This window comes from Sorangium sp. So ce887 (assembly GCF_051521455.1).
Taxonomy (GTDB): domain Bacteria; phylum Myxococcota_A; class Polyangia; order Polyangiales; family Polyangiaceae; genus Sorangium.
In genome coordinates, this window is sequence record NZ_CP150354.1 from 11,428,970 (window position 1) to 11,443,127 (window position 14,158).

11 protein-coding genes are annotated in these 14,158 nt (G+C 72.2%); all 11 read right to left on the minus strand.

All coding sequences use genetic code 11. The annotated features are described in order from the left end of the window. Positions 1 to 44 precede the first annotated feature (44 nt). From WMF36_RS42880 to WMF36_RS42930, 11 genes are read right to left on the minus strand one after another with little or no spacing between them, the layout of a single operon-like run. Complete coding sequence (locus tag WMF36_RS42880; protein WP_437576631.1) at positions 45 to 2,156, minus strand: hypothetical protein; 2,112 nt, start codon at positions 2,154 to 2,156, stop codon at positions 45 to 47. A gap of 33 nt (positions 2,157 to 2,189) precedes the next feature. Beyond that, on the minus strand, positions 2,190 to 3,458 hold the full coding sequence (locus WMF36_RS42885; RefSeq protein ID WP_437576632.1) for a hypothetical protein: 1,269 nt from the start codon (positions 3,456 to 3,458) through the stop codon (positions 2,190 to 2,192). Positions 3,459 to 3,487: 29 nt separating this feature from the next. Further along, a complete protein-coding gene (locus tag WMF36_RS42890) occupies positions 3,488 to 4,879 on the minus strand; it encodes a hypothetical protein (protein WP_437576633.1) in 1,392 nt (463 codons plus the stop codon). A gap of 24 nt (positions 4,880 to 4,903) precedes the next feature. Next, positions 4,904 to 7,642, minus strand: a complete 2,739-nt coding sequence (locus WMF36_RS42895; RefSeq protein WP_437576634.1) for a phage tail protein — start codon at positions 7,640 to 7,642, stop codon at positions 4,904 to 4,906. A 4-nt stretch (positions 7,643 to 7,646) separates the two neighbouring features. Continuing rightward, positions 7,647 to 9,938, minus strand: a complete 2,292-nt coding sequence (locus WMF36_RS42900) for a baseplate J/gp47 family protein (protein ID WP_437576635.1) — start codon at positions 9,936 to 9,938, stop codon at positions 7,647 to 7,649. Positions 9,939 to 9,949: 11 nt separating this feature from the next. Continuing rightward, positions 9,950 to 10,342: a GPW/gp25 family protein gene (locus tag WMF36_RS42905; protein ID WP_437576636.1), complete on the minus strand. Its 393-nt coding sequence runs from the start codon at positions 10,340 to 10,342 to the stop codon at positions 9,950 to 9,952. Positions 10,343 to 10,347: 5 nt separating this feature from the next. Further along, a complete protein-coding gene (locus WMF36_RS42910) occupies positions 10,348 to 11,427 on the minus strand; it encodes a hypothetical protein (RefSeq protein WP_437576637.1) in 1,080 nt (359 codons plus the stop codon). Beyond that, positions 11,427 to 12,143 (minus strand): phage baseplate assembly protein V, encoded by a 717-nt coding sequence (locus WMF36_RS42915; protein ID WP_437576638.1) that lies wholly within the window; start codon positions 12,141 to 12,143, stop codon positions 11,427 to 11,429. Before WMF36_RS42915 ends, WMF36_RS42910 begins: the two co-directional genes overlap by 1 nt. Positions 12,144 to 12,157: 14 nt before the next feature. Beyond that, complete coding sequence (locus WMF36_RS42920) at positions 12,158 to 13,234, minus strand: phage late control D family protein (protein ID WP_437576639.1); 1,077 nt, start codon at positions 13,232 to 13,234, stop codon at positions 12,158 to 12,160. 6 nt (positions 13,235 to 13,240) lie between these two features. Beyond that, positions 13,241 to 13,432, minus strand: a complete 192-nt coding sequence (locus WMF36_RS42925) for a hypothetical protein (RefSeq protein WP_437576640.1) — start codon at positions 13,430 to 13,432, stop codon at positions 13,241 to 13,243. Positions 13,433 to 13,447: 15 nt separating this feature from the next. Beyond that, positions 13,448 to 14,158, minus strand: coding sequence for a CIS tube protein (locus WMF36_RS42930; RefSeq protein ID WP_437576641.1), 711 nt, complete (start codon positions 14,156 to 14,158; stop codon positions 13,448 to 13,450).

Sequence of the window (14,158 nt, forward strand, 5' to 3'; positions counted from 1 at the left end):
CACCGCGGCTCACGGGGCCTCCGCGAGCCTGCCTAGGGGATCGATCACTCGAAATGAAAGGCCACGTACCTGCCCGCCGCAGGCACCCATCCGGGGTCGCGATCGAGCGCCGCCAAACGGACCTCGATGGGCAGCTCGGCGAGCGACATCGTCACATCGAGGTGCGTCGCCGTCACGTGGATGTGCGCGGGGAGAGCGCACAGGCGCCGTCCCGGGTGTTCCTCCACGGTCGCCCCGAGCGCGCGCGCGAGCCGGGCGCGCACGTAGGGGAGGATGCGCGCGAGCCAGCGATCGGCGGACGTCTGGGCCCTGCCCGTGAGCGGCGCTGTGGCCCCGGCGATCTCGATTGCACCGTATCCGCTCGCCTCGCGCCGCGCCTGCGCCGCCGGATCGCCCTCGACCACCACCTCGACGACGTCGAAGCCCGCCGGATGACGGATCGTCAGGTGATCTCCGTGCGTCGCCCAGCTCCACGCCGCGGGCTCTGGGAAGGCGCGGAGCCACGCCGGCGGGACCCTCCAGGCGTCCGGGGGGGTGAAGCCAATTCCGGGCGCCGTATCCTCGCCGCGGCCCGCGAGCTCGGCGAGCAGCGGCCACACCGGATCTTCGAGGAGGGCGTCGCCCGCGAGATCGCGCCCCACGAGCGCGAGAAAATCCCATATCGGCAAGTCGATCCCCGGGTGCAACGGGGCGGAGAAATCGCTGTAAAGATCAAGGTAGAGGGCGAGGTTAACGAGGAAGAAGACGCCTCCGAAATCCGTGACGATCGGCGCAGAAAAGCGGCGCGGCGGTCGTTCGGAGAGAGCGGGCGGGAGCTCGGCAGGGGGAAGGGGAGGCGGAAGCTCTGCTGTTGGCGCAGGACAGATGATCGCCGAAGCATCGTTTGGAGATGCGGTCACGGCCGCCGCGGAGCTGAGCGCGGGGGCGCCTGGGGATGCGGTCACGGCCGCCGCGGAGTCGATCGAGGGGACGCCTGGCGATGGCGCGGCCGCCGCTCGGCGTGACGTGACGTGAGGCGCCGCGGTGTCGGTCGTCGCGGGCGACGCAGCGGCGCGATCGTCCGGCGCCGCAGCCTCGGCGCGCGGTGATTTGCCGTCTCGTGCGGAGAAAGGCGCCTTCGCGCTCACGCTCGCCTGCGGCGCGAGGTCCGCGGCTGTGGTGGCCCATCGCGTCCGCGGCTCCTCGTCGGCGCGCAGCGCGGCGACGTCGGTGGTCGCGGGCTCGTGCGTGCAGGGCGTCGTGGCTTCAGTCGGCGCGAGGCGCTCGTTCGTGGGCTCGGGAGGGATCGATCGTGGCGCGTCGTCAGCAAGGGCGTCGGGCGTCACGCGGTCGCTCCAGCGCACCACGGCCGCTGCGAACGCCATGGATCGTGCCGCGGACGGGGCGCGATGCAGCGCCAGCCCGAAGCCCACCAGCGCGCGCCGCGCGCCGTCGACCGGAGCGCCGCGGAGCTCCGGCGCCCAGCGGACCCAGGGCTCCTCGTCCGCCGGATCCTGGATGTCGTGCTGCGCGAGCACGCGCGTTGGATCCGCGCGCGGTTCGGCCCCCTCGATCGCCGCGGCGACGGCTCGCGCGCCGAAGCGCTCGGCCACGGCGCGCGTGATCGTCCGGGCTTCGTCGAGCGTCAGCGCGCCCGCGAACGGCTCGATCTCGCGGCGCTCGGCGAGCAGGTGCAGCGCTCCGGGCACGTGCTCCGGCGCGGCGACCCAGGCGGCCACGGCGGAGCGCGGGGCGCGGTGATCGGGCACGAGGCTCGCCCACCACCAGCGCGCGCCGAGGTCGTCGCGCACGAGGTCCACGGCGAGGCACGCGAGCAGCTCGGATCGATCCGCGAAGATCACGGCCTCGGCGCTCGCGCCCACGCTGCCCTGCCAGGGGCGCGCGGCGCGGCGGACCACGGCCTCCAGCGCGGCGCTGAGCGCCTCTTCCCAGACCCGCGGCGGGCGCGGGCTGCGGCCGTCGAGCGTGAGGGCGCCCGGCCGCGGATCGCGCAGGCGGCGGACGCACAGGATGGCCGCGGGGGGCAGGCTCGGCGGATGGAGATCGACGGCGCCGAGGAGCTGCTCGGCGCGGACGCGAGCGGTGAGCGCGTCCTGGCCCGAGCCCCGGACCGAGAGCGTCCTCACCACCGCCCGCCTGTCGATCGCTGTGATCATCTCACCTCACCGCGCCGGCTCTCATGATGCGCCTCACGCGAAGCTCGCGTAATCCCAGTGCGCGATGTCGAAGACGGCGCCGCCGTCGTACGGGACCTGCCCGCTCACGAAGATCGCGTAAGGCTGCACCGTCGTGCCCGAGAGGCCGTCGGCCTTCATCGCGTTCTCCCGGACGTGGTAGACCCAGAGCATCTCGCCGCTCGCGAGATCCATCGGCGGGAAGCACCGCCCGCGGCGGAGGAGCGACGCGACACGGGCTCCCTCGATGAAGATCGGATCGCGCGCCTTGAGCCCCTTGAAGAGCTGGTCGGGGAGGAAGCCGCGGAATCCCGCCGTGCCGGCGAGCGGGATCACGCCGGCGGCAGGCAGGTAGTCGAACGCCGTGGTCGCGACGAACGTCTCTCGAGTGACGCCGGACGTGGCGAGCGCGTCGATCTGATCCTGGAACTGGAGCATCATCGCCTCGCTCTCGGCGATGGAGCGCTCGCCGAGCGCCGGCGACCACACGAGCTCGTCGGGCGGCCCGGCGAGGCGGCGGCGGACGCACCAGTGATCGATGAACTCGACCCCGCCCTCGGCCGTCCAGTGCAGGACGGCGAGGGGCACGTCGCACGCGGGGAGCTTCTTGCCGAGCGTGTCGAGGAGCTTCGTGCTCGCGGGCGGTGCGCCGAACGGATCGGTGACGAGAGCGCGCGAGCTCGCGACGCCGAAGCACTTCGCCGCGACGAGGTTCCGGAGCTTCGGGCCGAGGAGCTGCTCGTTGGTGAAGGCCGACGAGAGCGAGATCAGGCGGAACTTCACCGCGTCGACGAGGAAGCGTGTGGCGCACGTGGCGGTGAGATTCCCGAGGCCGTTCGTGGGGACGCTGCCCTCGGCGCCGCCGGCCGGCGCGAGGGTGAGCAGGTAGACGCCGTCGCCCGTCCGGTAGATGCCCGTCTCCCGGGGCTGGCAGTCGCCAAAATCCTTCGTCGGCGGCGGGGGCGCGGCGGCGTCGTCCGGCGCGCCGTCGGGGCGCAGCAGCGAGACCTCGATGGCGCTCGTGAGCCGGAGCGCCTGCCCGAGCGCGTTCATCGCCAGGCCCGCGTCCACGATCACCGCCGGCTTGCCCGCGACCGGCGAGGGCGACACCGTGAGCCCGCCCGCGACCCCGCCGCCGAGGAGCTTGCCGAGGCGGCCGAGCCACTCGCGGCTCGCGGCCTGCTCGGCGGTGAGATCCTCGCCGGTGAGGAGGCGGCCGTTGAAGAAGTTGATCGAGCGGACCCCGCCCTCGAGGATCGGCTGCAAAAGCTCGGTGGACTTCATCGACGTGCTCCTTCGTCCTCCGGGGCTTTTCAGCCGGCGCCGAACGCGCTGACCTCGATCATCAGTTTCAGGCCCGCGAGCGAGCCCTGCGGCACGGCGGCGCCGCCGTTCTTCACGAGCAGCGTGAAGCGGGCGCCGTCCGCGCCGGGTGGCTGGAAGACGCCGAAGGCGACCGTCGGATCGCCGAAGACGTTGCCCACCGCCGCCACCGGCAGGGCTTTGACGATGTACTGGAGCGAGGCGCTGGCCGGACCGGCGAGCTTCACCGTCACCTCGCCGTCCGCGCTCGCCCAGGCGGTGAGGCCGTTGTACGTCGGCGGATTCTCGGGGGAGGCAGCCGCCTCGTTCGTCTTGATCTGCACGGTGCCCGCCCCCGCAACGAGGTAGCGCAGGCCGGTCGTTCCGGGCTGGAACGTGACGGCCTGCTTCGCGGCGCGATCCGCGAGCGCGAGCATCACCTCCTGCAGGTACGCGAGCGAGAGGAGGCGCGCCCGCTGCGTCTCGTCGATCGCGATCGCCGTGGCCTTCCACGTGGAGCTTGTGACCGACTCCAGCTGCAGCGTGAGCTCGATCCGGCCGAGGAGCACCGCGCCCTCGTTCGGCGGCGTCCCGTCCGGCGTCGCGCCGGCGCCCGCCCACTCGGCGCGGAGCGTGGCGAAGAGGCGGATCGCCTCGCGCAGGTAGCGCGCGGCGCCGCTCCTCGGGATCGTCACCGCCGGCGGGGGACTGGCGAAGATCGCCGTGGTGGAAGGGCCGATCGCGACCTTCGGCGTCTTGCCGGCGGCGTCCTCGATCGCGGCGAGGAAGGCCGGCAGCTCGGTGCCGCCGGTGTCGACCACCGGCACGGTCGCGAGCCAGTCGAGGTACGCGCGCGCCGCGTCCTGCTCGCGCTGCTCGGGCGGGTCGAGGCGCAGCTCGAGCATGAAGTCGTCGGCAATGCGCGACGCCGCCATCGACTCGTCCTCGGTACGGCAGGGCTCGCCGGGGATGGGGACGAGATCCGTCGTCTGCTCCGCGTACGAGAGCACCGCGTAAAGCGAGAGCGGGCCGGGCACGACGACCGGCCTGGCATCGAGGGCAGGCCGGTTCTTGGCGATCCAGTCGTTGACGAATGCGCACTGGGTGAGCGGCACCCGGACGAACCGCCCCCGCGGCGTCACCGCGATCCCGGCGGAGACCACCACCTCGGGCCCCCTGGTCGCGTCGGGCGGCGTCGGGCTCGTGACCCGCAGCCCGCGTGCAACGCCGTAGCCCGCGAGCTCGCGCGCGGCGAGCTCGTCCCTCCCGGCGAGGTACGCGAACTCCTGGGTGAAGTCGTCGACCCCCAGCACCATCCCGAGCACGTAATTGACGTGCTTGGTCGGATCGGGCTCCGAGAGGCTCGGAGAGATCGAGGTCGGCATGAAAACGCTACCGCTCATGGTCGTTGTCTCCTCTTCAAACCATCACCCACGGATCGGATCCCGCCCGAGGACGCGCCGGTCGGCGGCGTCCTGGGGCGGCCGGGGCGCGAGGTAGCTCTCGGCGAGGTATCGCTCGCCGAGCACCATCGGTCCGAGCAGCTCGGGGGCGCGGCTCCCCTGGTGAATGTGCGTGTCGATGGCGAGCCGCGCGTCGCCGATCCGGAACATGACCCAGTAGAACTTCACCTCGAAGACCGTGTGGGCCGGCTTCTCCAGCGCGACGAGGCGCTCGGCGAGCCGCAGCCGTTCCTGGTAGTCGGGCGCGTTGCCCGTGTCCGACGGTGGCACCGGGAGCGCCACCACGAAGCGGTGCGCGGCGCGGCGCACGGCGAGGACGCCCTCGAAGCGATACCAGTCGCCGAGCGCGGCCCCGTCCGGCGGCAGCGCGCTCGGGACGGGCACCTGCGAGAAGCCCGTGGACGTCGCGCTCGCGCCCCAGGCCTGGTCGAGCGCGGCCGGGGTGACGTAGGCGCGCTCGAGGAAGTCTTGCCAGAGCCGGCGATCGGCGTCGGTCGCCGAGGGCACGAAGCCGAGCGCCCTCCGGCAGAAGGCCGCCCACGTCGCCGCCGTCGCGTCGAGCGGGCGGCGGATCGGGAACGAGGCGGGGCTCGCCGTGGGATCGCCGGCCGCGAGCGTCGCGCGCCAGGCTTCGACCAGCGCCTTGCCGCCTTGATCCGGCTTCCACCGATCGGTGATGGGCAGCGCGCGGATGCCCTCGAGGTCGGTGACGTCGCCGAGCACCACGCCCGGCGTGCGGCGCGTGCGGAACTTCTCGATGACGCGCACGCCGTCGTGCCGCGTGGGCGCGCGGTCCGCGAAGATCCTCTCCGACGGGCAGCGCGCGATGGCGAGATCGAGCGCCATCCGCAGGCCGCGGATCGTCCCGCGCCAGCGGAAGAAGTCCATCGCGTGCTGGATGAAGAGCCGGCGGCGCGCGTCGTCCCACGCCGGATCGAGCGCCACGCCGAAGAAGCCCGCGAGCCAGTCGAGCGCGTCCGGCGGCGCGCTGCGCACGTCGAGGAGGAGCTGCGCGGCGGCCATGCGGTCCTCGATCGACGTGAAGAAGCCCTCGAAGAGCGCGAGGAAGCGATCGAGGAACGACGCCGACTCGGGGTCCTCGCGGTAGGCGGCGGGCAGGTAATTCGCCAGGTACGAGAAGCGTGGGTAGTACGCGCGGAGCGCGCGCATCGCGGGCGTCGTCGTCCCGTCGCCCGTGAGGCGCAGGCGGAGCTGGCACCAGCGGCCGCGCGCGCGCTGGAAGAGCAGCTCCCAGGTGCCGTCGCCGGGGCCGTCCGCGCAGGGCGAGAGCCGCGGCACGAAGGGGAGCTCCGGGCCCTCGGGGCGGATCGCGAGCGGCGGCTCCCGGCTCCACGCGAGGCGGTCGTCGGCGAGATCGGCCCGCTCGTCGGACGCGCGGCTCCACACCTCGACGCTCGCCGCCCCGGGGATCGCGGCGTCGAGGAGGAGGCGGTGCCAGACGCAGCCGGGCTCCTTGCCGTCGAGGATCCGCGTCGTCACCACCGCGGCGCCGCGGTAGCGGGCGCGGGGCTGGGCGACGAGGTCGATGAAGCCGTCGGAGAAATCGTAGAAGGGGCGGTCCGCCCCGGCGACGAGCGCCTTGGCGCCGAAGAAGCGCATCGGGAAGTAGTCCGCCGAGGGCACGAGCTTCCAGGCGTCACCGTCGATCGCGAGCTCGAAGGCGAACGCCTGGAGTCCCGTCCGCGAGGCGGCGTAGAGGCGCCCGCCCGCGACGGCGATGTCGTGCGCGCGCAGCTCGAACGGTACGGGCGCGCCGGGCTCGGCGTGCTCGCCCATCACGTCGAGGAACTGCGGCGCGCCGAGCGCCGCGTCGTGTCGGTAGCGGTGCACCGCCGACGAGGGGCGCGCGCCGTCCGGTTGCCGGTCGAGGATCAGCACCGTACCGTCGGCGAGCGCCTCGATGGCGATGGGATCCTTCACCGCGGCGAGCAGCACCGGCGCGATCGGGACGCGCTGGCGCGGGGGGACACGGGCCGTGCCGTCGCGGTTCTGGAAGTCGTCGAGCTGCGCCACGACCGCCGGTGGGTCGCGGCGGAGCACCTTGAGGTGGCAGTCGAGCCCCCACATCGCGCGGTTGTCGCGGTCGAGGATCCAGAGGCCGCCGTCGGGCGCCGGTGCCATGTCGAACGGCGCGAAGGGCGCGGGCCAGAGGAGCTGCTCGGGCGGGCCGCCCGCGTGGAGATCGAAGACGAGCAGCCCCGGAGGCGCGCTCGTCCCCACGACGAGGTAGTGGTGGCCCGTCACCGCCAGCCCGCGCAGCCCCTCGGCCTGCGGCGCGGGCGGGGCGACCCGGGCGCGGAACGAGCCCGCGGGCGGCGCGCCGGCGTCGCTCGGATCCTGGAGCCGCCAGAACGTCGTCGTCCGCCCGGAGCCCGAGGAGCTCACCAGCACGCGGCGCTCGTCGTCGTCGATCCAGTACCAGTTGCCGAAGCGATCGCGCCCCGCGCCCCGGCGCGCCGACGGATCGAGCAGCGGCCCTGGCGGCGCCTTGAACTGGAAGACCCGCGGCCACAGCGTGAGCGCGAGCCGGCCCTCGTCCCAGGCCACGTAGGGCTCGCCGCCGCCCGCCTCCGCGCCGCCCTCGGGGTCGACGCCCGGCGCGCCGCCCTCCGGCTCCACCGCGCAGGATCTCCAGTCGGCCTCGCCGAGCAGGAGATGGAAGCGGGTCCCGTTGACGTCCATGGCCCTAGCAGTCCTCCGGCACGACGGGGACGGGCACGATCTTCCTCGCCGGCGGCGTTCCTCCCGGCTTCGCGCCGAGCAGGTCCTTCACGGGGCGCGCCTGGCCCACCGACACCGCGAGGCGCGCGAGCAGCGGGAGCTCGAGCTTCTTCATCGGTATCGGCGCGTCCTCGGCGTCGCCGCCGTCGGAGAGCCGCACCTCGTTCACCCAGGCGACGCCGTCGACCCGGTTCGCGGCGGCCGCGATCTCCGGGCCGTGGACCGCCTGCCGCAGCGGCCAGCCGCGGCGCTGCCGCGTGAACCCGGGCTGGAGCAGCGCCGTCTGCTCGTCGAGCACGACCCCGGGCTCGGGCAGCGGCGAGAGGAACCGCCGCACCGCCTGCTCCACGGCCTTGATCACGTCGGCGACGCCCGCCCCCGCGGCGACGAGCTTGATCCCGATCGAGACGTAGATGGGCCTGTAGGTCGGCCCGCGGAGGAGCACCTCGGTCGTCACCAGCCGGCGCGGCTCGAGGTGGTCCGCGATCGCCTGGAGGAAGGCCCGATCCGCCGACGGGTTGTCGGGGCTCTTCGGATCGTAGAGGGGGATGACCATCAGCGTCACCGTCCCGGGGGCGTCGCCCGGCTCGTCGAGCGAGAAGTCCGGGTGGAAGGCCGGGAGCACGTCGACGCGCGCCACCGACACGCCCGGCGTGCGCAGGGTGATCGCCTCGAAATCGCCCACCGTCACCAGGCGATCGCGGTGCTGGAGCCAGCGCGCGACCTGCTTCTCGCCCTCGCTCGTCGTCTCCGCGTCCGCGCCGCTCCAGGTGGGGACGGGGTTCGACACCTTCACGCCCGCGGGCAGCGCCGGGCCCGCCTTGATCGCGCCGGCGCCGACGTTGCCGGCGCGCCCCACGCCGTGGTCGTAGTCGACGAGGATGCGCGCCCCGCGGGGCGGCCGCGCGCCGCGGAGGCCATCGCCGAAGCGGATCTGCCCCGCCTCGGGATCGAGCTGGAAGGCCTTCGACGGCCGTGGCGGGCGCGCGGGCGTGCCCGGCGGCAGCCGCGGATCGGGGACGCGCACCTCGGGCCCGGCGGTGAGGAGATCGTCCGTCAGGGCCCAGACCTCGCCGTCCACGGTGAGCCGCACGTTGTCGGGGAGCACCGGCGCGCGCGAGAGCGTCGCTGCCTGATCCGGTTCCCCGTTGCCGTCGGGCAACGGCTCGTTCACGGCCCGCGCGCGCTGCGAGACCGCGGCGGCGTTGATCCCGACCCAGAGGACCTTCCCGCGCGGCGACACCGAGGGGTGGATCCGCAGCCAGGTGATCACGCGATCCTTCTGCTTCTTGTCGTCGATCGCAGGCGGGAAGTCGCGGGTGCCCGACTCGAGCGGCTTCAGGTCATCCCAGATCGCGAGCTCGGCGGCCGAGGGGAGCGTCACCTCGAAGATCGCCGGGCGCGTCGGCGGCGGCGCGCTGGCGATGGTCTGGTACTGAGCGTCGCGATCCTTCGAGGCCGTGGGCAGGCCGCCCTCGGGGAGCTTCGGGACGTCGAAGTCCCACGTCGCCGTGTCCGCGCCCGCCGTCCCTGTGTCCGCCCCCGGGGCGAGCCGGAGTCCCACGTCCTCGAGCGCCGGGACGACGCCGATGTTGAGCGTGCGCCCCGCGAGCAGCTCGCGCGCGCGCGTGAGGGCATCCGGGAGGTCCTCCGCCTTGCCCGGGGTGTCGACCTCGCGGAGCAGGAGCGCGATCCAGATGGAGCGATCGAGGGTCGATCCGAGATCGAGCCCGCCGGCGCTCGGAGGCGGGAAAGGCGCGGTCGCGTAGAAGCCGAGATCGGCGTCGGGCTCGTCCTTCTTGAAGGACTGGTAGAGGAGCTCGTAATGCTCTTTCGTGGCCCGGTCGGGCTCGACGCGCTGCTTGATGAAGATCTGCGCCTCCACCGGCATCACCTCGAGGCCGCGCTCGGTGCGGAAGGGCACCTGCCCGGCGCGCACCTCGAGCCCCGGGCCGAAGTAGAGGACACCGGGGGCGCCGCGCTCGTTGGAGAGCGCGACGAGCCCGATCGCGGCCGACGCGGGCTGGAGCGGGACGCCGAGCAACGAGAGGAATTTGATCCGGTTGCGCTCGGGGATCTGCTTGGCGCGATAGAGCAGGCTCTCGGTGAGGAAGGCGAAGACCTCGATCAGGGTCACGCCTGGATCGCTCTTGCCGAAGCTCGTCCACTCCGGCGTGTGGACCGGGATGCGCGCGAGCGCCTGGTCCACCAGGTCCTGGTACTTGCGATCGTCGAGCGGCGGCGGCTTGAGAGGCACGGCGTGGCTCCTCAGCGGGCGAGGGTGACGCCGAGGCTCACCCGCTCGCGCGCCTGGGTGGCGACGAGCTTGTAGACGATGGTGGCGATCGCGGCGTTCGCGTCCGCCGGATCTGGATCCACGGTCACGGACTGGACCTCGACGCGCGGCTCCCAGCGCTCGAGGGCCTTCTGGATGCGCTCCTTGATCTGGTGGCGCGTCGTCACGGTGTTGGGCTCGAACAGGTAGCCAGTGAGGCCCCCGCCGAACTCGGGCAGCATGATCCTCTCGAGCTGGTCCGTGAGGAGGATGACGCGGATCGACTCGCGCACGTTGGCCTCGCCCTCGGACCAGGCGATGCGGCCGTCGGGGCCGACGCGCGGCGGGAAGCTCATCCCACGACCGAGGATCTTTCCGGCGTCCATCGTCGTCACTCCTTCGCCTTGAGGTTGATGGGGAGGCAGATCTTGATGAACCCGATCCAGCCGAAGACGAGGTTGAGCAGGGTCACGAAGACCATCAGGATGATCGTCGCGACAAGGGTGATGATCGGGATCGACAGGCTGCAGATCTCGCCCTTGTCGGCCTGGTCCTCCGGGTCGAAGGTGCCCTTGAGCGCGTCCGGGCCGACCCGCGAGAGCTTCCTTCGGACCTCGTTCGAGAGGATGAAGCCCACGTTCTTCTTCATCTTCGCGAAGCCGGCGAAGCTCGTCGGCATCGCGATCCGGATGTTCCGCGCCGGCGCGTCGGGATCGAAGTACGACGCGATCGCGAAGCGCTCGGTGGGATCGCTGAGGAGCGGCGGCTCCCGCGGCTCGCAGCGCGGCTTGCGGTACACGCAGCGGATCACGTAGAGCGCGCCCCCGCTCACGCCGAGCTTGGGCACGAGCGCGCCGGCCGAGTCGGCCGACTTCAGCACCGCCTCGCCGTCATCGGTCACCCTCGCGGGATCGGTGACCTCCGCGGCGTGGAACGTGTCTCGGCTCGACGTGGGCACGAGGCCGAAGAGCAGGCGCCGGCGGCGATCCGCGCCCTGCTCGATGAAGTTGCCCGGGAAGAGCGGGAGCAGCTCCTCGTCGTCGTCGAGCTTCTCCCGGTCGGCGACGGCGCGCCACGCGCCCGGCGAGGCCGCGTCTTTGCCGGCGATCCAGGCGAGCTCCGCGTCACCAGCGATGCGCCGCAGCACGAACTGCGCCTTCTCCTGGGCCGCGTCCACGGCGTGATCGGGCAGCCCGGGGAGCTGGCAGACGAGGCTCGCCGCCACGAGGTGGAACTGCCCGTGCACCGGCTGATAGAGCTTGAGCGTCGTCTTGCCCTGCTCGGGCGCGGCGACGCGCGCGGCGAGCTCCTCGGGCTTCGACTCGAGCTGGGCGAAGAGGTCCTCCATGAAAGCGTCGGAGTCGAAGCGGAGCAACGCCGGCCGCCGCAGCTTCGTCCGATCCTTGACCAGGCCCTTCCACAGCGGCGCCGCCGCCACCCAGGTGAGCTCGTGCGCGTTCGCGGCGTTCATCAGAGGATGTTCCCTGCGCCGGGGGTGTAGCTGGACCCGACCACGGCGGTGGCGATCACCGTGTCGGTCTTGACCACGCCGCTGAATTTCGACATGCCCGCGTCGACGCTGAGCAGGCCTGTCGAGACATCGATCTTGGCGGCGCTGATGGTGAGCTTGGCGGCGGCAGTGATGGTGACGCCGCTCGACTCCATCTTCAGCGAATTGCCGTTCGAGTCCTTGATCTCGACCGAGCCCGGCCCGTCCTGGAGCGTGATCTTCTGCCCCGCCGGCGTCTCGAGGATCAGCTTCTCGTGACCGTCGGTGTCATCGAGGGTGACCTTCACGCCGTTGCGTGATTTCAGGACCTTCTTGTGGTTCTTTCCGCCGCCGTCCATGTCCTCGGGCGGCTTGTCGCTGCCGTTCCAGAGGCCTCCGAGCACGAAGGGGCGGCGCGGATCGCCGTCCTCGAAGGCGACGAGCACCTCGTCGGCGATGTCGGGAACGAAGAAGCTCCCGCGGCGGTTCCCGCCCATGAGCGTGGCGAGGCGCGCCCAGGCCTCGTAGGCGCCGCCGGCGGGATCCTTCGCCCAGGGCAGCTTGATCTTCACCCGCCCCAGGCCCTCGGGATCCACCACGTCGCTCACCGTCGCGGGGTAGACGCCATAGCAGCGCCCGCCGAGCCCGGCGGGCAACCTGTCTTCGAGCGTCATTTCCAGCGGGTGCTTGTCGAACACGATCTCTCCGTCGCCTAGGTGGCCTGGCCGAGACCGGGGCGCTCGGCGATGAACTCGGTGCGGATACCTCTCGCGCCCTCGAACACGTGGCGGACCTCGGCGAGGTAGTACTTGCCCTCGAAGAGCCTCCCGAGGCCGGCGAGGTCCACGAAGCTCCCCACGCGGAGCTTGGCGTTCGCCTGGGCCCGGCCGCGGCCCACCACGAAGCGCCGCGCCCGCATCCGGAGCTGCGCCTCCGCCTGCGCGTGGGCCTCGGCGCCCGTGACCGGGACGCGGTGCACCAGCGTCTCGTGCCGCTCCTTGAAGGCCGAACCGAGGATCTCCACACCCGAGGTGTCGCTCCCGAGCTCGGCGCGGAGTGCGTCTCTCTCCGCCTTCTCTGCGATGGCGTCCTTCGAGGAGACATCCCAGCCGCTCACCGTCACGCTGGTGCGCTGCTCGCTCAGATCCGCGGTCACCGAGAACTCGAGGAGATCCTTGCCGTGCTGGAGCTTCACCGTGCCGCCGTTGCGGCTCGCGCGCGGCTTGGCGAGGAGCTTTCCGCCGTCGACCCAGACCTCGGCGTCGACGGCGCGCGCCCGCTCGCGGAGAAAGGCGAGATCGCTCTGGTTGAGCTGTGCCAGGACCTTGTGGGTCGGCCCTGTGAACGTGACGTCGGGGGTGAGCGCGTGGTCGCCCGCGATCTGTCGGAAAACATCGGCGTCGCTCGCGTCCTCGAAGGTTCGCGTGCGGCGTGTCATGCGCAGATCCTGGAGGCGATCCTCGGCGAGGACGGTGATCTCCGGCGACGCGCCCTCGAGGTAGTGGGCCTCCAGGGCGGTGATCTTCCCATCGAAGATGGGATCGTCGCCGATCTTGATCTTCAGCGCCTTGCCGAAGTCGAGCTTCTTCCGGTCGAGGTAGAGGAAATCCATGCCCTGGCCGACCTTGCCCCAGTTGCCGAATCGCGCCTCGCAGCGGTAGAGGCCCGCCGTCGTCTCCACGACGAGGAGCTCGAGGAGACCCTGCTTGAGGGCGTCCTCGTCCGCCCCGGCGACGTTGATCGTCGGTCGAGCGGCCTTGAAGCGCGTTGCGTCGGCCTGGTCCGCCATGGTCGCTCAGTGCGCTCGCACCCGCGCGAGCCGGGAGTGCTCGAGCCGCAGCGCCCGGAGCACCTCGTGCCGGGAAGGCGGCGGAGGAGAGGCGTCGCCGGACGCGGCGGCGCCGCCGGAGCCGGCGGCCTGCGCGGCGGCGCCCGTGGCGGGCGCGGCGCCGGGGATCAGCTCGAATCTGTCGATGGTGACGGCCATGGCGCGATCTCCTCCTCAGCCGGGGCGGCGGCTCTTGTTCATGTCGAGTAGCTGACCGGGCTTCAGCCTCCTCGGGTTCTCGACGTCGTTGGCGGTGGCGACCCCCTGCCAGTCGTCGCGGTTGCCCTGCCTCGCGGCGAGGCCTTGCACGGTGGACCCCGCGGGCGCCGGCGTGAGCGGGCGCGTGCCCGCTGGATCGCCGCCGCCTGTGCCCGGGGGGGCGGTTTCGCGGAAGACGAACTTGGTGATCTTCTGCTGTGTGAGGGTGAAGCTCACGCTGGCGCGGAGCGGCTTGCCGTCGGAGGAGAAGAATTCGAGCGACTCCTCGAGCGACTCCATGATCCCGTCGAACTGGAAGGAGCCCCAGAGGAAGCGCACCGCCGGTGGCACGAACTTCTTCGGATCCTTCTGATCCTTCTTCGGGGTGATGAAGAACGCCACCTTCTGGGTGAGCTTGCGGACGTCGTCGACCGCCTCGCCGGGCGCCTGCTCGCCGGAGACGTCGAACCAGAGCTGCGCCGCGAGCTTCGTGGTGCCGGCGCCGACGAAGAGCCGCGATGGCGAGCCGTTCTGATCGCCCGAGCCCGAGGGCGTCGCCACCTGGTTGGCGAAGCTCACCTTGAGCGACTCGGGGTTGAACTGGACGGTGGCCCAGGTGTCCTTCTCGATCTCCAGATCGAACTCGGCGTCGAGCTGGCGGAGCTCCGCCTTCGCGAGTTGGGTCAT

Coding starts and splice junctions, on each gene's coding strand:
- WMF36_RS42880 (WP_437576631.1), bottom strand. CDS start 2,156: ATGATCACAGCGATCGACAGGCGGGCGGTGGTGAGGACGCTCTCGGTC.
- WMF36_RS42885 (WP_437576632.1), bottom strand. CDS start 3,458: ATGAAGTCCACCGAGCTTTTGCAGCCGATCCTCGAGGGCGGGGTCCGC.
- WMF36_RS42890 (WP_437576633.1), bottom strand. CDS start 4,879: ATGAGCGGTAGCGTTTTCATGCCGACCTCGATCTCTCCGAGCCTCTCG.
- WMF36_RS42895 (WP_437576634.1), bottom strand. CDS start 7,642: ATGGACGTCAACGGGACCCGCTTCCATCTCCTGCTCGGCGAGGCCGAC.
- WMF36_RS42905 (WP_437576636.1), bottom strand. CDS start 10,342: ATGGACGCCGGAAAGATCCTCGGTCGTGGGATGAGCTTCCCGCCGCGC.
- WMF36_RS42910 (WP_437576637.1), bottom strand. CDS start 11,427: ATGAACGCCGCGAACGCGCACGAGCTCACCTGGGTGGCGGCGGCGCCG.
- WMF36_RS42920 (WP_437576639.1), bottom strand. CDS start 13,234: ATGGCGGACCAGGCCGACGCAACGCGCTTCAAGGCCGCTCGACCGACG.
- WMF36_RS42925 (WP_437576640.1), bottom strand. CDS start 13,432: ATGGCCGTCACCATCGACAGATTCGAGCTGATCCCCGGCGCCGCGCCC.
- WMF36_RS42930 (WP_437576641.1), bottom strand. CDS start 14,158: ATGACCCAACTCGCGAAGGCGGAGCTCCGCCAGCTCGACGCCGAGTTC.